Origin of the sequence: Pseudomonas sp. NFX71 (genome assembly GCF_048079215.1) — a bacterium.
GTDB classification, from domain to species: Bacteria; Pseudomonadota; Gammaproteobacteria; order Pseudomonadales; family Pseudomonadaceae; genus Aquipseudomonas; species Aquipseudomonas fluorescens_B.
This window is the reverse complement of sequence record NZ_CP182230.1, coordinates 5,771,035-5,790,864: the sequence shown is the minus strand read 5'-3', so window position 1 is coordinate 5,790,864 and position 19,830 is coordinate 5,771,035. Positions and strand designations below refer to the sequence as shown.

Genomic DNA, 19,830 nt, shown 5'->3' with positions numbered 1-19,830 from the left:
TTTTCAGGTGCACGCAACCCCTGCAGGAGCCGAGCTTGCTCGCGAAGACGTCGGATCAGGCGGCGAAGATGTTGCATATGATGGACTCTTCGTGAGCAAGCTTCGCTACGACGTAGGTGTTGTGATTCTATTTTGGCTATTAAAAAGGCTGTTTATTCGAATTTGATTCTAAGCAACTGTCATATTTGACAGTGGCGCTGTAGTTAGTTTTCTCTAATAGTAGTCGCGCATAGGTTGGTGTGTGAATCAATTAGAGGGAGATTGCATTATGGGAACTGTCGTAGATGCTGAATCAAGAAATGACCCGTACGATAATCTATTCATGGAGATCAACCAGAACAGACTAACGCGTGGCGCGCCTCTGCTGCTGCAAAGTTCTTTCGCAAATAAGTTGAGCATTAATATGCCCGGCTCGTTGGGGGAGTTTCGTCTGGGGGTAGTCTCTGATGGACAACCCATCTATTTAGAGCCGGGTACCGATACGTGGGTGAAACCGGTGGCTGGTAAGTTAAAGTGGACGATAACACCTGGAAGTACGGAAGAGCGTTTCACTTTGGTACTGTACAGCCGGGACTTTAATCAAACGTTGGAATTTCACTGCGAATCCTATGCGGCCGATCACCCTTGGTATTCAAGTTCAAGGTTTTACGTTTTTACGCCAACCAATAATGGATTTTTTGCTCATAAGGGTATTTTGCGCCTTACTCAAACTGACTACCGAAATGGCATCCAGCTTTGGCCCGTTGGGAACAGATTGTTTGGTAAAAAAATAACAATGACATTGACGGGGGAGCATGGAGTTCCCGATGTTACGCCTGCCGAGCCTCAGACGATGGGGCACTTAGAATTGAAGTGGAATTTTAGTTTCGATAAATTCGATAAAGTAGTGCCGGTAACCGCACGGTTTGAGGCTGAAGGTGTGCCGTTAGCTACTAGTTTTGACTTTTCGCCCACAGCAGATGTCATGACTGAAACCGTATCTGGCAAGTTGGAGCATTCAGAAGCAATTGAGAGTTCCACAGATTCAGCCAAGGAGTAGAAGTAACGCACGATCACAAACCCCTGAGGTCGTAATCTTCACAGAGCGCCGCACGTTGGCGCTCCCGCGATTGTGGAGATCCAATGAGCCAAGACGTCCTGACCACTGAAACCAATCGCCGTCAATTGCAGCAGATCATCGCCGGTCTGTCCGACGGCGTGATCCTGCTGGAGCTCGATCAGACCCTCCTCTGGGCCAATGAAGCCGCGCTGACCATGCACGGTGTCAGACGGATCAGCGAATTGGGCGCCAATGCCAAGGAGTACGCGAAACGCTTCGCCTTGCGTTATCGCAACAATCATCCGGTGCCGGCCGACAACTACCCGATCAATCGCGTGGCCCGTGGTGATACGTTCAGCGATGTATTGGTGGAAGTGACTCCGCTCGACGATGAAGCGCGTACCTGGGTCCACAACGTACGCAGCCTGGTCCTGACCGACAGCGGCGGCGAACCGGAGTTGCTGGTGCTGATCATGGACGATGTCACCGAGTGGGCCAGCGCCGAGCAGCGTTTCGAAAAGACCTTCAATGCCAACCCGGCCCCGGCGGTGATTTGCCGCCTCAGCGATCTGCGCTACATCAAGGTCAATGCCGGCTTCCTTGAAATGACCGGCTACAGCCGCGATCAGGTCATCGATGTGTCGACCTATGAGCTGGACATTCTTGAAGGCGCCGAAAAGAAAGACCTGGCAATCGAGCGCTTGCGTGAACACGCCACTATTCCCCAGATGCAGGCCGAGCTGAAATTGCCTGAAGGCGGCAGCAAGCAGGTGATCGTCGCGGGCCAGCCGCTTGAGCTCAACGACGAAGACTGCATGTTGTTTTCCTTTGTCGACATGGAACCCCGGCATAAGGCCGAGGTTGCCCTTCGCCAGAGCGAGGAACGGTTTGCCAAGGCTTTCCGCCTGACACCGGTGCCGATCCTGGTGTGCAACGCCAGTGATCAAGTGGTGCTGGACGTCAACGAGGCGTTCCTCGAAACCCTCGCTTATCCGAGTGAAGAAGTGCTCGGCAAGACCATCGCCGAGATCGATTTCATCCATGACACGGGCGCACGCACTCGTCTGTTTGCGGCACTGGAGAAAACCGGCAGCCTGGATCGCATCGATGTCAGCGTACGTAAAAAAGATACCGAACTGATCGATTGCGCGATTTCCGCCGACACCGTGAACATTCAGGACAGCCCTTGCTACCTGCTGGTGTTGATGAACATCACCGAACGCAAACGCACCGAGCTGGAATTGGTGGCCGCGATTGAAGAGGTGATGAAAGACGCGTCCTGGTTCAGCCGTACGCTGATCGAAAAACTGGCCAACGTGAAAAGCGTCAACTCGCCGAAATTGCCCAGCGTCTCCTTCACTGACCTCACCGCCCGTGAACGCGATGTGCTTGGCCTGATCTGCGAAGGCCTGGCTGACAAGGAAATCGCAGCGCGCCTGAAACTGGCCCCCAACACCGTGCGCAACCATGTTTCGACGGTGTATTCCAAGCTGGACGTGCACAGTCGCAGTGAAGCGATTGTCTGGGCGCGCGAGCGCGGATTGTTCTCCAGCGAACGCCGACCGAAGCGGCAAAGGTAAGGTGCAATTGCACTAGATTAGCCAGTGCAAATGGATGTTCTGACCGGGCTTGGCGGTTCTTAAGCTGTAAGGGTGCGATACAAGTCTTCGCGAACCCCTTCGATACATGAAAAGGAACCGTCACATGGTCACGTTCACAGCGCACTGTTTGATGCGCCGCCGCCAAGGTGAATTGCAATGATTTCCCTGGCGCAATTACGTCTGCAACTGGAGCGCAGTTTTTCGCCGCTGGCTTGTGAGTGCACGCTGACGGGGGATCACTCGTTGACGGTGAAACTCTATCACCCGGTTTCCGGGCAGGTTGACCTGGTAGTCAGTGGCTTGAGGGTCCCGCTTGCGACTCTGGAAGCGGTAGAGGCACTGATTGAAGAACTGCGTTATGAACTTGAGAGCAACACGCTGCATCGCCCCGACCCTGTCCGATAGCGCGTGCCGGTTAGATCCTTGCTGTGAAAAAGCCAAGCGATCTCAACCATGCCGCCTATAAGAAAAGTGAACGTTTGTTTGCCGTGACCGGTCCACACTTTTGTAGTGTTTGCTGTTTGTCGCGGAATATGTCGATCACTTATCGCGGGTCAGTTTATGAACAGTCTTGGGAAATGCACGTTTGCGTCATTGTCGCTCGCCTTTTGCATAACGATACTTGGCGGTTGTGCCAGTCCTCCGCCACCGCCGCCCGCCGCTCCACCTCCGATGCCTCAACGCACGTGTGAAACGTCCGAAAAAACCGATGTACTGGGTGATGTAAGGGCGGAGGGTGAGGTCACACGAGTGACTACGTTGACTCGGTGTGTGACTCAGTAGCGGCGTGTTGTTTATGAAAAATTGGCTTTTGATCGCAATTGGTTCTAGCCGAACTGTCAACTCTGAAAGTTCCATAATTCATGCACTGTCTCGATAGTTGAGTGGTCGGTATTTCTTAATGCCACCCTGGATGTCGAGGCGGTGCTATGAGTCATCACAAGTCAGGTGAAATCAGCACACGCTGTAACTGCATGGCTTGCTGATTTGTCCAGACGATAAACAATTTTTGCTTCGCGAATTTTGAATCATTACCCGTCGCTTGAAAAAAAAAAGGCAGCCAAGGTTGTCTTTTGCTCATTCTATAAAACGAGTAACGCAATCTATTTTATGGCACCGATACGCTCGTCAAATCGTGCATTAATCGCGATTTGTTCTAACTTTACTGTCAAATATGACAGTTCCATAAGCCTGCATTTTTTCCGATAGTCGAGCAGTCTTTTTTAATGCGACTGCTGACTAACGGGATAACGCCATGACCTTCGAACGCCACGCCGGATCAACGTTACAACGCTTCTGGGATAACGCCAGGTTATTTATCAACGGCCAGGAGTTCCAGGAAGGGGAGGAGTTTTTCTTGCTCCGCGGCCAGCCAAATCAAGTAAAGGTGGAGGTGTCAGCGGATATCGCGAAGCAGATAAGGTTGGAATTGGCTGAAGATGACGAACTGGATCTTGTTTCATCGCCGGGATTTGGCGATTGGGTGGAGGGCGAATTCGCATGGGCGATTACACCGGGCGATGGTGCCAGTGGCCGAATCACGCTGGTGCTGATCAGCAAGGAAGTGGAGGTGCCTTGGGTGCTCTCTTGCCGCGTGATGTCAACCAACCTGCTGGACGAAGTGGACGGTGTTCAAGTGAACGGTGCCCCTTATCCGACCCAGGGTGTCGTGCTGTTCAGGGACGAACCTCAGACCGTCACCCTGACCTATAAGCCGGGCAGCCCCGTGCAAGGCTGGCCTCTGGAATTGACGGCCACCTTGCTCAGCGGATTGCAGGATGGCGACCTGGTGGTCACTTTGGCCGGGGCGCATTCGTGGACGATTGTGGCTTCCAACAACAGCGGCACGTTCAAGCTGGATTTGACGGGGGCGGACTTTACCACCGGCATAACGCTAGCCGACAGCAAGGTGCTGTCCCGCAATCTGGCGGATGAGGCAACGGTTCAGATAGACGGAAAAGATGCGGAGCCCGGGACGCTTTATTTCAGGGGCGGGGTACACACGCTGACGCTTGTCCCCAAGGCAGGCAGCCCGATTGCGGGTTATGGGGTCGGGTTGTGGCTTGGGCGGTCGCCGCTCGTGACCAGCACCCCCCTGGCGGAAACCTTTACCGGGTTGCATTCCTGGACCATCACCTTCGCTTCGGACAGAAGCGGCACGTTTCATTTTGAGCTCGCAGGCCATGGTTTCGGGAGGGGCAACATAAAAATTGATGCCAACAAACTGTTGTCGCCGGATTTGGACGATGAGGTAACGGTTTTGCTGGACGGCGTGGCGCTACCGTCTAGCGGGGCGGATTTTACTGGGGGGCAGCCAAAGACACTCACGTTGAGTTACAAGAATTCAGATGTGTTGAATGGCGTCCCATTGGCCGCTGCCTTCGTGCCTGTCGAGGGAATTGGAACAGGTGATTTTTCCAGTCAACCGTCTTTTGGCGAATTCACCCGAGCGCACCAATGGAGGCTCACAGGTGCGCAGAACAAGGTGGGGACGTTCAAGCTGAAGCTGTTCAGCGAAGAAGAGAAGTCGGTGCTTTTTACAGCAATTAACCGATTGTCAAAACCTGATTATTCAGAGGCCACATTAAAGTTCTCGGTATTTGGCGTAGACGCACCGCTACCCCCCGAGTCAGTGAAAGTGAAGACGACAGACATATATCTTGTGAGTATAAAACTCCGACTGTCCGGTAATGTTCCGATTGCCAATGCCCCTGCAGAGATTGTACTTCCGGAGTGGGGCCGGTTTGCCGGTACAACGACAGCCAACGGAAACTTCGTGGCGAAACACGGCCGGTACAAAAACGTAGGCGTTAGAACGATCACTGCAGAAGTGGAATTGCCGGACGGCACGGCGCGGACTGCAACATTGTTACTCGATGTTCGGGATTCCTAAAAATAATCATTCCAGGTGTTGGAAGAACGTCACGAAATATTCATCGAACGACAGAAACGTAGCGCTGAGGTTGGGCTCCTGAGTTATAACAGCCATGGTCGTTGGCGATAGCACTTTCGAGGGTGCTATCGCCTTATATCGGCGTACTTAATTGCTTGTTGTCGACAGGCCGATCCTTGCTCTCCGCAATTGAAATTTTGTCATGGCTCTTAATATTGGAACTGGATCAAACAGTCTAGCCGCTAGTGTGGCCATTGGCAGCCAACAGAAATCTGGGGCAGTGTTGAGTTTTGCCTGGTTTATCGCAACTTTGTCTAAATTTACTGTCAGTTATGACAGTTACCCAGTCAATGTTTTTCCTCGATACTCGAGCGGCCAATTCGATATCTGAGAGTACCGTCATGACCAATGAAATCAAATCTGTATCAGCTCGGCCAAATGGTTGGGAAGACGCCAAGTTGTTCTTCAACGACAAACTGATCGAGGGGCCCATTATGCTGTGGCGTGGGCAGGTACACGATATAAGGGTGGAAGTCCCCTCGTCCTTTACTGGACAGATATCTCTCACGAAAGAGGATTCCCGCGACCTGGCCATCACCGCTTCCCCGGAGTTCGGCACCCCTGCCGATCCGGTCGGCAATGCATTCCGCTGGAAGGTTACGTCGGTAGAAGATGGCAAGAGTGGCAATATCTTCTTGGTTTTTTCGAGCAAGGACGTGATCACGGAATGGCGGGTTCCATGTGTGGTGCGCTCGGACTATGTGGGCGATGACTGGGGTTTCACGCTTTGGGATGATCCTCTACCTGCTGAAAAAATGCTGATAAGGAAAAGTATCGGTATCAAATTACATCTGGTTAACAAAACCGGCGTTGACTTTAACTGGGAAGCGTTGCGGATGAGTAAACGCGTCTTTCCGCCACTGGTACCGGCTGATGTGGAGATTTTTTCGGGTGGGGATGAATGGATTGCTAACGGATATAAAAATACAGGTGGGCGGTTTGAATTAATATTCGAGGAAGAGGGTATCCCTAAGCCGCTCACCTTGCACTGTCTGTTGCTGGCAGAAGAGTTGGAAGATGAGGGGAGGATCAAAGTTGGAGGTGAAGACATTGCCGCTGATGGCTATGTTTTTTTTCGGGATCAACCTGTTTCCATTACCTTCGAGCCCAATCCTGGCAGCCTCATCAATGAAGTTCAGATGTGGTTGACGGGTAAAGCCAATTCTCCACTTCTTCCTGGCGATATTAGAAGTATGCCGGAGTTTGGCGTGAAGCAAACAGGAAAATATGAATGGGACGTCACCGGGTCAAACCGAAGCGGAACCCTCGTGATAACTCTTCGGGGCGGGAACGGAGGTACCGGATTTGGAGCCGCAGGTAACTATCTGGTTAACCTGCCTGGCAAATTACTATCGCGTAATCTGGAAGATGAGGTTGATATCCTTATTGACGGTAAAGAACCTGTTGAGGGTATGAAGTTCGTGCATGACGTCACCTATTTTCTTACGCTCAGGCTTAAACCAGGTAGTCCATTGGGGGGGCATGCTCTACAACTGCATTGCGCTGGCCTGGAGGGGTTTAACCCGGGAGACCTGAAGTGTGAACCTGGCTTTGACCGGCCGATAACTTCTAACTATCTATGGCTCTTGACCGGTTTACAGGGGAACGGAAGGTTTCAACTGAGCCTGTCCGGCGAGGGGATGGAGAAGGCGATCGACCTGCCGATTTATCAGGTTGGCGAGTGAAGTCTTTCCTGTAACGCCAAATTCCGAAAGCAAAGTGTCAGTAAACCCAAGGAGCTCCGGTCGTTCGGAGCTCCCTTTTTCAATGCTTGATCCTGACAGTGTCGACTACCGGGGGCTGAGGCGTTGAGAGGTTAAGGGAAAGGAAATTTACTGTTTTTATCGCGTTTTGTTCTATTGGTCTGTCAGTTTTGACAGTTACCCAGCCCCGTTTTTTCTTGAATAGTCGAATGGCCTTTTTCAACCATTGTCGATGTTCGAGGAAATGCCATGACCATCCAGATCAGGTCCAGTTCAGCCGAAAGAGCCGTATACCTCTGCTATGGCTCCGATAGTCATACGCTCAGAATTGAAGGCGCTGAGGATAGTCCTTGGGTCAGTCAGGGAGTGAGCCTCAATCACGCTTCCGCTGATTCGCCTTTGATCTTCGCCGACCCTGGATATGGCGAACTTCAGAAACTTGAACCTGAGGGCTCGGAATGGAAGCTCCGCTGTCCGGCCGATGGCATCGATCACGACTTCGAATACTCGATTCAAAGTGAGTTTACCGCCGTGCCTTACAAAATCTCGGTGCGGTTGGGGCACTATCGTCGTGAGGTTCTGGACAGCCGCAGCCCAATCAGTGCACCGGTGATAGGAGACACAGTAAAGGCCCAAATCACGGTCGGATCGTTCTACACAAAACAGGCGCTGGAAAATATTGAGGTCAAGTGGTCGATTGGTGGGACGACAACGGCAGTACCGACATCGACGTCGGGCGTAAGCCAGTTCACCCATACGGTTCAAACATTGGGTGAGCAGACGATCACGGCAGAATTCTACAGCCCGTATGACGATAAAACGGTGAGTGAGTCTTTTGAGATCAAGGTTTATGAGACAAGTCCTTGGGAAGACGCGAAGTTGTACGTCAATGACAGGGAAGTGATGTGGGGCGATCCCATTGGACTGACTCGCGGAAGAGCAAACGCTTTAAGAGTCGAAGTTGCGCCCGAGATTGCGAAGGTGTTGCGTCTGGGGGTGGGAGAGTCTGGAGGCTTGGACCTTGTATCAAACCCGCCTTTTGAAAGCGATGTCAGCCCGGTCGGCGAAACGTTCAACTGGACGGTCACACCGGACGATGGGCTAAGCGGTCTTGGCATGTTGGTTCTTTTCAGTACGGATGTGGTGTTGCCTTGGGAGCTTCCGTTCTGGGTGATGTCCGCCAACCTGTCGGACGAAGTGGAGGGTGTTTGGGTAGACGGTGTCGCGTATCCAGTCGAGGGGGCTGTGTTGTTCAGGGACGAACCTCGGACCATCACCCTGAGCTATAAGGCTGGTAGTCCCGTGCGGGATTGGCCTCTGGAGCTGACGGCTACTCTGCTTGGCGGACTGGAGGATGGCGACCTGGTGGTGACTTCGGACGGGTTGCATACATGGACGATTGTGGCTTCCAACAACAGCGGTACGTTCAAGTTGGACTTGACGGGGGCGGGCTTTACCGCAGGCGTCTCGACTCCTGTCAGCAAGGTGTTGTCGCGCAATCTGGCGGATGAGGCAACGGTTCAGATAGACGGAAAAGATGCGGAGCCCGGGACGCTTTATTTCAGGGGCGGGGTACACACGCTGACGCTTGTCCCCAAGGCAGGCAGCCCGATTGCGGGTCATGGGGTCGGGTTGTGGCTCGGGCGGTCGCCGCTCGTGACCAGCAACCCCCCGGCGGAAACCTTTACCGGATTGCACTCCTGGACGATCACCTTGGCTTCGGATAGAAGCGGTATGTTTCATTTTGAGCTCGCAGGCGAACATTTCGGCAGGGGCAACATAAAAATTGATGCCAACAAGCTGCTGTCGCGGGATTTGGGCGATGAGGCAAGGGTTCAGATTGACGGAAAAGATGTGGAGGCCGGTGCTACCTATTACAGAGGTGAGGCAGCCACGCTGACGCTGGCTCTCAACCCAGGCAGCCCGTTGACCGGTCATGAGGTCGGGTTAAGTTTCGGTGGGTCGCCGCTCGCGACCTCCGTCCCAGCACCCGACACTATGGTCACGGATCATAGCTGGGCACTCACCTTTGCAGCGGACCAGAGCGGTTTTATTGGGTTCGAGTTCGCGGGCAACGGAATGACGACGGGCATAAAGATAGACGCCAACAGACTATTGTCGCGCAATCTGGACGATGAGGTGATTGTTCTGGTGGACGGTGTACCGATGCCGTCCGATGGGGCAGATTTCACTGGAGGCCAATCAACAACACTGACACTGGGTTACAAAACCCCTGGTTTGTTGGATGGCGTTCTTTTGGCCCTTGACTGGCAGCCAGATCCCGATCTCGTAACAGGTGACCTGACGAGCCTGCCAAGTTTTCTAGAACTATCCACGAGGCACGAATGGATACTCACAGGTTTGCAGAGCAAGGGGGGGACATTCAAGTTGAAGCTATATAGTGACGAAGAGGCGGCGAAGATGCTTACGCCGACCAACAGACTCGTCGCCAGAGCTTATAGGATTAGATTTTTGGAGTTGCTGTCGGATGGCAAGTACATAGAGTTACCTGCTTCCCCGGTCGAGACGAATATCTTGGCAGGGGTGCTTATTTGGGTACTTGTTCGAGTCACCGAGCAGGACCTCACACCTGTGAAAGGCGTCTCCGTGACGCTTGATGGCGTACATACATCAGAGACCAATGCCAATGGCTTCATTATAGTTCTCAGTGGCTTTTTGCCGGGCACATATGACTATTCTGCGGTCGCGACACGGGGCACCATGAAGTACAAGGAAACAATACGATTGAACGCTAGGCTGCCAACTCCAGATTAAAGCGAGAACAACCGAAGAATCGAGTCGCGTTTCCATGATTCGCCTTCTGATAAAGCTTGATCCAAGCGAAATCCCTAGAAGGTTAATGAGCAAAGGAACTCCGGCCGTTCGGAGCTCCTTTTCTCAATGCAAGATTCTGACCGCATCAATTGCCAGGCGCGCTGCCTACCATCAAATCAAGACAAGAACCCCCCATCCACATTCAGCGAAACCCCCGTCGTATAACTCGACGCATCACTCGCCAGATACAACACCGCCCCCGCCATTTCACTCGGATCCGCCACGCGCTTCAGCGGAATCTGCGCCAATGCCGTGTTCAAAATCGCCTCGTTCTTCACCAGCGCCGACGCAAACTTGGTGTCGGTCAGCCCCGGCAACAGGGCATTGCAACGAATCCCGAACTGCGCACATTCCTTGGCGAACACTTTGGTCATGTTGATCACCGCAGCCTTGGTCACCGAATAGATGCCCTGGAAGATCCCCGGCGAGATGCCGTTGATCGAAGCCACGTTGATGATGCTGCCGCCGCCGTTGTCGCGCATCAGCTTGCCGGCTTCTACCGACATGAAGAAGTAGCCGCGGATGTTCACGTCGACGGTTTTCTGGAAGGCGCCGAGGTCGGTGTCCAGTACGTTGCAGAACTGCGGGTTGGTCGCGGCGTTGTTGACCAGGATGTCCAAACGGCCGAACTGTTCGCGGATGCCGGCGAAGACCTGGCTGATCTGTTCCATCTCACCGATGTGGCAGGCCACGGCGGTGGCTTTGCCGCCGGCAGCGATGATTGCATCGGCGACGTGCTGGCAGCCCTCGAGTTTGCGGCTCGAGACAATCACATGGGCGCCTTGCTGGGCCAGCAGTTTGGCGATGGCTTCGCCGATGCCACGGCTGGCGCCGGAGACGAAAGCGATTTTGCCGTCGAGGTCGAACAACTGAGTCTTGGACATGGGATTCCCTTGTGAGAAGTCTTATTGGATGGCCTGGATCAGAGGCTGGATTTCTGGATGACCTGCAGGCTCATCTGCTCCAGCAGTTTGTTCATGTGAATGAACTGCGCGAAGCGTTTGTCCTGGGTCTGACCATGGAAAAAACGGTAGTAGATCTGCTGCACGATGCCGGCCAGGCGGAACAGGCCGTAGGTGTAGTAGAAGTCGAAGTTGTCGATCTGGATGCCCGAACGCTGGGCGTAGTAGTCGACGAATTCGCGGCGGGTCAGCATGCCCGGTGCGTGGCTCGGCTGGCGACGCATCAGTTGCACCGGCGCCGGGTCGTCGGCTTCGATCCAGTAGGCGAGGGTGTTGCCCAGGTCCATCAGCGGGTCGCCGAGGGTGGTGAGTTCCCAGTCGAGCACACCGATGATCTGCATCGGGTTGTTCGGGTCGAGGATCACGTTGTCGAAGCGATAGTCGTTATGGACGATGCTCGATGTCGGGTGATCGGCAGGCATCTTGTCGTTGAGCCAGGCCTTCACGGCTTCCCACTTCGGCGCGTCCGGGGTCAGGGCTTTCTCGTAGCGGTCGCTCCAGCCTTTGATCTGCCGCGCCACATAACCTTCGGGCTTGCCGAGGTCGCCCAGGCCATAGGCCTTGTAGTCGACCCGGTGCAATTCGACGAACTTGTCGATGAAGCTTTTGCACAGGGCTTCGGTTTTCGCCGAATCCAGGCCCAGTTCCGGTGGCAGTTCGGCGCGCAGGATGATCCCCTTGACCCGTTCCATCACATAGAACTCGGCGCCGATCACCGATTCGTCGGTGCAGTGCACGTAGGCTTTCGGGCAGTAGGGAAAGCCGTCGCGCAGTTGATTGAGGATGCGAAATTCGCGACCCATGTCATGGGCGGACTTGGCCTTGTGACCGAACGGCGGCCGACGCAGGACGAATTCCTGCTCGGGGTATTCCAGCAAGTAGGTGAGGTTCGACGCACCGCCGGGGAACTGGCTGATCTGCGGCAAACCGCTGAGACCCGGAATGTGGGCCTTGAGGTACGGATCGATCAGGCTGGCATCGAGTTCTTCGCCGGTGCGGATACGGGTGGACTGGTCAGTAAGCGCCATGCTTATCCCTTCTGCTTATTCTGGAGGCCTGAAACTATTGGCTAATCTAATGCGCACACCCCGTACCCACAACCACGATCGGCCCTTATAGGTGAGGGTGTTGCCGGGCAATCATTGCTTTTGATACACCTGTTTGAATTGCCCTACAGAACCGCCTTGTTTTCGGGCGGCGTCACCGATGCCGACGCCGGCAGGTCGATGGGAGTGAGTACCGGTTGGCCGGAAAAGAAGGCCATCAGGTTACGCCCGACCAGCTCGACGGTGCCCCGGGTTGCTTCGGGTGACAGCCCGGCAACGTGGGGCGTGAGAATCACGTTACTCAGTGACTTCAACGCATCAGGCACCTGCGGTTCATGATCGAAGACATCCAGTGCTGCGCCGGCAATGCGTCGTTGCTCCAGGGCGCTGATCAGATCGGCGGTCACCACCACGCTGGCCCGGGCAATGTTGACGAGGAATCCGTTGGGGCCCAACGCGTCCAGCACCGAACGGTTGATCAGGCTGCGGGTGCCGAGCCCGCCGGGCGTGGCCACCACCAGGAAGTCCGAAGCGCGGGCCAGTTCGCTCGGTGTCGAGCAGAAGCTGTACGGCACGTCGCTGCGGTGCTGGCGGTTGTGGTAACTGACGGTCATGTCAAAACCGTTGGCTGCGCGTTTGGCGATGGCCATGCCGACGGCACCGAGGCCGAGGATGCCCAGGCGTTTGCCGGCCACGGAAGGGCGCATGATCTTTGGCCACTCGCCTCGGCGCACGGCGGCGTCGCAACGGGGGATGTCGCGCACCATTGAAAGCAGCATCGCCATCGCGTGATCGGCCACCGACGAGGCGTTGACCCCGGCGCCGTTGGTCACGGTCAGGCCCCGGTCGGCTGCGGCCTGCAGATCGACATGTTCGTAACCGGCACCAATCACGCAAATGATCTTGAGTGCCGGCAGCGCGGCGATTTCATCGGCATACAGGCCCAGCGGGCCTCGGGTCAGTACCGCATCGATACGCGCGCCGTGGGTCGAAATGGCTTCGGCCCGCTCGGCGGGGGTAGGCGCCAAAATCAGGTGAAAGCCCTGATGTTCGAGAATCGGCAAGTAATCATTGATCGTTTCAACCAGTACCAGAACGGTTGCGGGCATGCTGGGCTCCTGTGGCTTGAATATCCCTAGAGATTGCTGGCTTCAAAACGCATGGGCAACGATCAAAGATCGCAACACTGCCAGATGATCATAGCGGAACAGCAGCAGCAGGTTATGGCGCCGTCAGAAAGGTGCGCGCAGCCTCCAGGATTTCATCGGACAAAGCATCGCCACGGGTGGCGCGGGCGAGCGTCAGCGCGCCGACCATGAGGGCGTATTGCACCAGCGCCTGTTGACGATCACTGGCGTTGTCGCCGGTGTCCATCAGGGGGGTGAAGGTGTCGAGCAATGAGCCGAGGCCTTCCATAAAGGTCTGGCGCAGGCCGCTTTCGGCGGCTTCGTGGCACATGTCACCGGCAAACGCCACCACCGGGCAGCTATCGCCCGGGTTGTCGCGGCTGGCGGCCGACAGGTAGGGGCCGATCAAGGCCTGACGGGCGACGTTCTTGTCTTCGTTGGCGGCGATCCAGTCTTTCCAGCGGTCTGTCGATTGCTGGAATGCGCGGCCGCTGGCCTCCTGGGCCAGGGCTTCCCTGGACTCGAAATGCCCATAGAAGCCGCCATGGGTCAGGCCCGCCGCCCCCATCACATCAATCACGCTGATACCATGCAGACCCCGTTCGCGAAACAGGCGCGTGGCCGCCTCGACGATGATTTCGCGGTTGAGTTCGGCTTGCTTGCGGGAAACACGGGGCATTGGCGGCTCACAATGTTAAATGGCTGGTGATCATAGGGCGTACTGGGCAATTCCGTTGCCGAACGACCAGTTCTCTTTTTTCACTTCGACCAGATTAATGAATACATCCTCCAGCCGCACCGCCAGCTCCGCGTTCAGGCTCTCGGCGATGGTTTTATAGAGCAGTTTTTTCTGATCGACGGTTCGGCCTTCGCTCAGGGTGATCTGAATCACCACCAGTTGGTCGGAGCGATCGATCCCCAGGTATTGCGGATCGAAGATGAAGTGCTGCTCGTCGTGTTCGGCGAGTATCTGGAAGTTATCGTTTTCCGGAACGCCAATGGCGCTGTGCATGGCGGCGTAAATCAGCTGGCCGATGCGTTTGGCGTGGGTGGGGTCCTGATGCTTTTTGATGTCGATACGAACCAGGGGCATGGCATTACTCCGGAAGAAATATCGGTCAGTTAAAAATACATGACGAACAACCTTTATCAAGCAGGATTTTTTGTCTGGCGATGAAACGCAGTCAAGCAAATCTCAAAGGCAGTCCAAATCCCACAGGGTTTATGTCGTCCACTATTATCTGACCCGTACAACCATTCCTCACCTAAGTCTTTGCTTCTGCTAATTAATCCCGGACAATCGCGCCCCTGTTTCGGCCAGGGCGCTGCCTGTCGGATTTTTCCGACTCGTCCTGACCGGGTAGCAACTGACCGGAATGTGGAGATCCCACCGGATGAATGATCAGGCCAATAGCGTCAACGAACGCTATGTAGCGGCGAAACCTGTCAGCCTTGAAGGCTGGAACCGCCACGACACCACCTGGATGCTCGGCCTGTTTGGCACGGCCATCGGGGCCGGTACGCTGTTTTTGCCGATCAATGCAGGCTTGGGCGGTTTCTGGCCGTTGCTGTTCCTGGCGCTGCTGGCGTTCCCCATGACTTTTTACGCACACCGTGGCCTGACACGTTTCGTATTGTCCGGACGAGAAGGGGCGGACATCACCGAAGTGGTGGAAGAACACTTCGGCATCAAGGCCGGTGCGCTGATCACCCTGCTGTACTTCTTCGCGATCTTTCCGATCCTGCTGATCTACAGCGTGGCCCTGACCAACACCGTCGGCAGTTTCCTTGAGCACCAACTGCACATCATGCCGCCACCGCGCGCCGTGTTGTCGTTCGTGCTGATCCTCGGCCTGCTGGCGGTGGTGCGTTGCGGTGAGCAGGTGATCGTCAAGGCCATGAGCCTGATGGTGTATCCGTTTATCGTGGCGTTGCTGTTCCTGGCAGTGTTCCTGGTTCCGCACTGGAATGGCGGCATCCTGACCACTGCATCGACGCTGCCTGAGCCGTCGGCGCTGTTGAACACGTTGTGGCTGGCGATTCCGGTGATGGTGTTCTCGTTCAACCATTCGCCGATCATCTCGGCGTTCGCGGTGGACCAGAAGCGTCGCTACGGTGATCACGCCGAGGAGCGCAGCTCGCAGATCCTGTCCCGCGCGCACGTGTTGATGGTGGTGATGGTGCTGTTCTTCGTGTTCAGCTGCGTGCTGACCCTGTCCCCGGCGCAACTGGCGGAAGCGAAGGCGCAGAACCTGTCGATCCTGTCGTACCTGGCTAATCACTTCAGCAACCCGACCATCGCCTTCGCTGCGCCGTTGATTGCGTTCGTGGCGATTTCCAAGTCGTTCCTGGGGCACTACATCGGTGCCAGTGAAGGCCTGAAGGGGCTGATTGTGAAGAGCGGCAAGCGTCCGGCACCCAAGACGCTGGATCGCATGACCGCGGCGTTCATGCTGGTGGTGTGCTGGATCGTGGCCACGCTGAACCCGAGCATTCTGGGGATGATTGAAACCCTGGGTGGCCCGATCATCGCGGCGATTCTGTTCCTGATGCCGATGTACGCGATTCGCAAGGTGCCGGCGATGGCGCGCTATCGGGGTCAGGCGTCCAATGTGTTTGTGACGGCGGTGGGTTTGGTGGCTATTTCGGCGTTGATTTATTCGCTGAGTGCCTGATTGGTGCTGCTCGTTTGATTTGATGACGGCTGATCCGCATTGCGAGTTGGCCGTTTTTTTTTGAGCGGACATGTACACAAAACCCCAATCATCCAGCCATAAAAAAACGCCGCACATCTCAAGATGGGCGGCGTTTTCTACAGCGTTGTAACGTTAGGCTTGAACGACCGGGATATTGGCGTTCGCAGCAGCCTCACGGAACTCGGCGATCTGGTCGAAGGACAGGTAGCGGTAGACATCAGCCGCCATGCTGTCGATCTTGCCAGCGTATTCCATGTACTCCTCGACGGTCGGCAGGCGACCCAGGATGGAAGCAACGGACGCCAACTCAGCCGAAGCCAGGTAAACGTTCGCGCCGTCACCCAGACGGTTCGGGAAGTTACGGGTCGACGTCGACACCACAGTGGAGTTCGGTTCTACACGTGCCTGGTTACCCATGCACAGCGAGCAGCCCGGCATTTCCATGCGTGCGCCGGCCTTGCCGTAGATGCCGTAGTAGCCTTCTTCGGTCAGCTGGTGAGCATCCATTTTGGTCGGCGGCGACAGCCACAGACGGGTTGGAAGCTGACCCTTGACCTGATCCAACAACTTGCCGGCAGCGCGGAAGTGACCGATGTTGGTCATGCACGAACCGATGAACACTTCGTCGATCTTCTCGCCAGCAACGCTGGACAGCAGACGGGCGTCGTCCGGATCGTTCGGCGCGCAGAGCACAGGCTCTTTGATGTCGGCCAGGTCGATTTCGATGACTTCGGCGTATTCGGCGTCAGCATCGGCAACCATCAACTCAGGGTTGGCAACCCAGGCTTCCATCGCTTGAGCACGACGTTCCAGGGTACGCGCATCGCCGTAGCCTTCGCCGATCATCCAGCGCAGCAGGGTGATGTTGGAGTTCAGGTACTCGGTGATCGACTCTTTCGACAGCTTGATGGTGCAACCGGCAGCCGAACGTTCGGCCGAGGCGTCGGACAGCTCGAAAGCCTGCTCGATGCTCAGGTTGTCCAGGCCTTCGATTTCCAGGATGCGGCCGGAGAACGCGTTCTTCTTGCCTTTCTTCTCAACGGTCAGCAGGCCAGCCTGGATCGCGAAGTAAGGAATGGCGTGAACCAGGTCACGCAGGGTGACGCCCGGTTGCATTTTGCCTTTGAAGCGCACCAGGATCGATTCCGGCATGTCCAGCGGCATGACGCCGGTGGCTGCGGCGAACGCAACCAGACCGGAACCGGCCGGGAACGAAATGCCCATCGGGAAACGGGTGTGCGAGTCACCACCGGTACCGACGGTGTCCGGCAGCAGCATGCGGTTCAGCCAGCTGTGGATGATGCCGTCGCCCGGACGCAGGGAAACACCGCCGCGGGTCATGATGAAGTCTGGCAGGGTGTGGTGGGTGGTCACGTCGATCGGCTTAGGGTAGGCCGCGGTGTGGCAGAAAGACTGCATCACCAGATCGGTCGAGAAGCCCAGGCACGCCAGGTCTTTCAGTTCGTCACGGGTCATAGGACCAGTGGTGTCCTGAGAGCCGACGGTGGTCATTTTCGGTTCGCAGTAGGTGCCAGGACGAACGCCTTTGCCTTCTGGCAGACCGCACGCCTTGCCGACCATTTTCTGTGCCAGGGTGTAGCCCTTGCCGGTGTCGACAGGTGCTTCAGGCAGTTTGAACAGATCGGTAGGGCCCAGGCCCAATTCGGCACGCGCCTTGTCGGTCAGGCCGCGACCGATGATCAGCGGGATACGGCCGCCGGCACGAACTTCGTCCAACAGGACCGGGGTCTTCATTTCGAAGGTGGTCAGGACTTCGTCAGTGCCGTGTTTGCAGACTTTGCCAGCATGCGGATACAGGTCGATCACGTCGCCCATGTTCATGTTGGTGACGTCGAATTCGATCGGCAGTGCGCCGGCATCTTCCATAGTGTTGTAGAAGATCGGAGCGATCTTGCTGCCGAAGCAGAAGCCGCCAGCACGCTTGTTCGGCACGTAAGGAACGTCGTCGCCGAAGAACCACAGCACCGAGTTGGTGGCGGATTTACGCGAAGAACCGGTACCGACTACGTCACCGACGTAAGCGATAGGGAAGCCTTGGCCGCGCATTTCTTCGATCTGCTTCATCGGGCCGGTAACGCCCTGGACGTCCGGAACGATGCCGTCACGGGCCATTTTCAGCATGGCGAGGGCGTGCAGCGGGATGTCCGGGCGGGACCAGGCGTCCGGGGCAGGGGACAGGTCGTCGGTGTTGGTTTCGCCGGTGACCTTGAACACGCGCAGGCTGATCTTGTCGGCCAGGACCGGGCGGTTGCGGAACCACTCGCCGTCAGCCCAGGACTGAATCACGCCTTTGGCGTGTTCGTTGCCGTTACGGGCTTTTTCCGCGACGTCGTGGAACGCATCGAACATCAGCAGGGTGTGCTTGAGTTGAGCGGCGGCAACAGGAGCCAGTTCGGCGCTGTCGAGCAGGTCAACCAGGGTCACGATGTTGTAGCCGCCCTGCATGGTGCCGAGCAGTTCAACAGCGCGCTTCTTGTCGATCAGAGGGGAGGTGGCTTCGCCTTTGGCCAGGGCAGACAGGAAACCGGCCTTTACATAGGCCGCTTCGTCCACGCCAGGTGGAATGCGATTGGTGATCAGGTCAACGAGGAAAGCTTCTTCGCCAGCCGGGGGATTCTTCAGCAGCTCGACCAGGCCTGCAGTTTGTTCGGCGTTAAGCGGCTGGGGAACGATACCCAGTGCTGCACGCTCTTCGATATGTTTGCGGTAGGCTTCAAGCACAGTTATTACCCTCATCAGTGGTCCCAAATGGGTGTCCGGGACGCTCATCCCGAAATTGCCGTACTCATGCGCTGCGTGGCGTTGTGGGCCACTTAGCCAGAATTACCGACAATTCCTTACAGAAGCTGCTTTCAAAGTTTTACGCCTGCAGAACGGGGAGCTGATGAGGGTTGGCGTAGAGCTTTTCCCCGCTGGAAAAACCCTTCGCCAACACCGCTCTGAAGGAACGACTGTGCTCGTGACGCTTTGAAAACAGCTTCTAACGGACATTGGCGCCTTAAAAGGCTGGCTGATTCTACGGCAAAAAAAATTTAAAGGTAAGTGAGGGGCTATTGGACTTTGGTGGCGAGTCGCGATGTGTGCCTGCGTGTGCAAGGCAAGGCGGGGGATGCCGCTGATGGTTGTTCCCTTGGCAAATTCCGCAACGCCGCCTCGCGCACGTAGGCGCGCAACGCGGCCGGCACCAAAGTCCAAGAGACCCTCAGCCCTTTCACTTTGAGGGGTGATGAATGTCAGACAAAGGGCTAACATGCCGGCCTGTTCTGCTTTCCCGTGTTTTTCTTATCTATGCCCAATCAGACCATCAAGACCCCCTGCGTCGGCCTCTGTTCCACTGTTTACGGTGACTTGGTCTGCCGTGGCTGCAAGCGTTTCCACCATGAAGTGATCCACTGGAACGGTTACAACGAGGAAGAAAAACGCGCGGTATGGCTGCGTCTCGAACAGCTGTTGTCCCAGGTGATGGCCGGCAAGGTAGAAATTTTTGATCCGGCGCTGCTGAGAATGCAGCTGGAACAGCGCAAGATCCGCTTCGTGCCGCATCAGTCGGAATATTGCTGGGCCTATCAGCTGATCGCTCGCGGGGCGCGGGTGATCAACAATCTGGACGCCTACGGAATGGTCCTGCTGCCGGAGTTTCGCGAGTGGAACCTGCCGGAGCTGCGGGATGCGATTGATCGGGAATTCTTTTTGCTCTCTGAAGCGCATTACCAGCGCTACATTGCGCCGGGCTTCCTCAAGGACGCCTTCGGCGGCTGACTCTCAGTCCTGTGGCGCTCCCGCTCGACTGCGCAGCAGTCGCAAATCGGCTGGCGAGTATTACCTGATAACACCGCGCCGTACGAAT

General features: G+C 55.9%; 14 protein-coding genes. 8 read left to right on the top strand and 6 right to left on the bottom strand.

The features are described from left to right. Positions 1-268 precede the first annotated feature (268 nt). The 6 genes from ACM1ZW_RS26810 (at position 269) to ACM1ZW_RS26785 (ending at position 10,071) form a co-directional block, all read left to right on the top strand. Positions 269-1,039 (top strand): hypothetical protein, encoded by a 771-nt coding sequence (locus ACM1ZW_RS26810; protein ID WP_414878477.1) that lies wholly within the window; start codon positions 269-271, stop codon positions 1,037-1,039. Positions 1,040-1,122: 83 nt separating this feature from the next. After that, positions 1,123-2,619, top strand: a complete 1,497-nt coding sequence (locus tag ACM1ZW_RS26805; protein WP_416739717.1) for a PAS domain S-box protein — start codon at positions 1,123-1,125, stop codon at positions 2,617-2,619. A gap of 177 nt (positions 2,620-2,796) precedes the next feature. Continuing rightward, positions 2,797-3,045 (top strand): DUF1652 domain-containing protein, encoded by a 249-nt coding sequence (locus ACM1ZW_RS26800; protein ID WP_017339429.1) that lies wholly within the window; start codon positions 2,797-2,799, stop codon positions 3,043-3,045. Positions 3,046-3,895: 850 nt separating this feature from the next. Beyond that, complete coding sequence (locus tag ACM1ZW_RS26795) at positions 3,896-5,533, top strand: hypothetical protein (protein WP_416739716.1); 1,638 nt, start codon at positions 3,896-3,898, stop codon at positions 5,531-5,533. Between the two features lie 401 nt (positions 5,534-5,934). Continuing rightward, the gene (locus tag ACM1ZW_RS26790) at positions 5,935-7,278 is read left to right on the top strand and encodes a hypothetical protein (protein ID WP_416739715.1); all 1,344 of its coding nucleotides are present in this window, start codon (positions 5,935-5,937) and stop codon (positions 7,276-7,278) included. A gap of 267 nt (positions 7,279-7,545) precedes the next feature. Next, positions 7,546-10,071 (top strand): hypothetical protein, encoded by a 2,526-nt coding sequence (locus ACM1ZW_RS26785; protein ID WP_416739714.1) that lies wholly within the window; start codon positions 7,546-7,548, stop codon positions 10,069-10,071. Positions 10,072-10,247: 176 nt separating this feature from the next. On the opposite strand, the gene ACM1ZW_RS26780 is transcribed toward ACM1ZW_RS26785, so the two are convergent. The 5 genes from ACM1ZW_RS26780 to ACM1ZW_RS26760 all read right to left on the bottom strand — a co-directional run bounded on the left by ACM1ZW_RS26780 (position 10,248) and on the right by ACM1ZW_RS26760 (position 14,359). Further along, positions 10,248-11,015, bottom strand: coding sequence for an SDR family oxidoreductase (locus ACM1ZW_RS26780; RefSeq protein ID WP_017339427.1), 768 nt, complete (start codon positions 11,013-11,015; stop codon positions 10,248-10,250). A gap of 38 nt (positions 11,016-11,053) precedes the next feature. After that, the gene (locus ACM1ZW_RS26775; RefSeq protein ID WP_017339426.1) at positions 11,054-12,121 is read right to left on the bottom strand and encodes a phosphotransferase family protein; all 1,068 of its coding nucleotides are present in this window, start codon (positions 12,119-12,121) and stop codon (positions 11,054-11,056) included. 143 nt (positions 12,122-12,264) lie between these two features. Further along, positions 12,265-13,248 (bottom strand): 2-hydroxyacid dehydrogenase, encoded by a 984-nt coding sequence (locus tag ACM1ZW_RS26770; protein ID WP_017339425.1) that lies wholly within the window; start codon positions 13,246-13,248, stop codon positions 12,265-12,267. Between the two features lie 112 nt (positions 13,249-13,360). After that, positions 13,361-13,945 carry a TetR/AcrR family transcriptional regulator gene (locus ACM1ZW_RS26765; RefSeq protein ID WP_414879310.1) on the bottom strand — a complete coding sequence of 195 codons (585 nt, stop codon included), beginning with the start codon at positions 13,943-13,945 and terminating at the stop codon, positions 13,361-13,363. Positions 13,946-13,975: 30 nt separating this feature from the next. Further along, entirely contained in the window at positions 13,976-14,359 is a 384-nt protein-coding gene (locus ACM1ZW_RS26760) for a tautomerase family protein (RefSeq protein ID WP_017339423.1), read from the bottom strand. 301 nt (positions 14,360-14,660) lie between these two features. Here ACM1ZW_RS26760 and ACM1ZW_RS26755 point away from each other — a divergent pair, with 301 nt between their 5' ends. Next, on the top strand, positions 14,661-15,941 hold the full coding sequence (locus ACM1ZW_RS26755; RefSeq protein ID WP_414879309.1) for a serine/threonine transporter: 1,281 nt from the start codon (positions 14,661-14,663) through the stop codon (positions 15,939-15,941). Positions 15,942-16,094: 153 nt separating this feature from the next. On the opposite strand, the gene acnB is transcribed toward ACM1ZW_RS26755, so the two are convergent. After that, a complete protein-coding gene (gene acnB / locus ACM1ZW_RS26750) occupies positions 16,095-18,704 on the bottom strand; it encodes a bifunctional aconitate hydratase 2/2-methylisocitrate dehydratase (protein WP_017339421.1) in 2,610 nt (869 codons plus the stop codon). Positions 18,705-19,271: 567 nt separating this feature from the next. Here acnB and ACM1ZW_RS26745 point away from each other — a divergent pair. Next, entirely contained in the window at positions 19,272-19,742 is a 471-nt protein-coding gene (locus ACM1ZW_RS26745; RefSeq protein ID WP_017339420.1) for a DUF1289 domain-containing protein, read from the top strand. Positions 19,743-19,830: the final 88 nt, after the last annotated feature.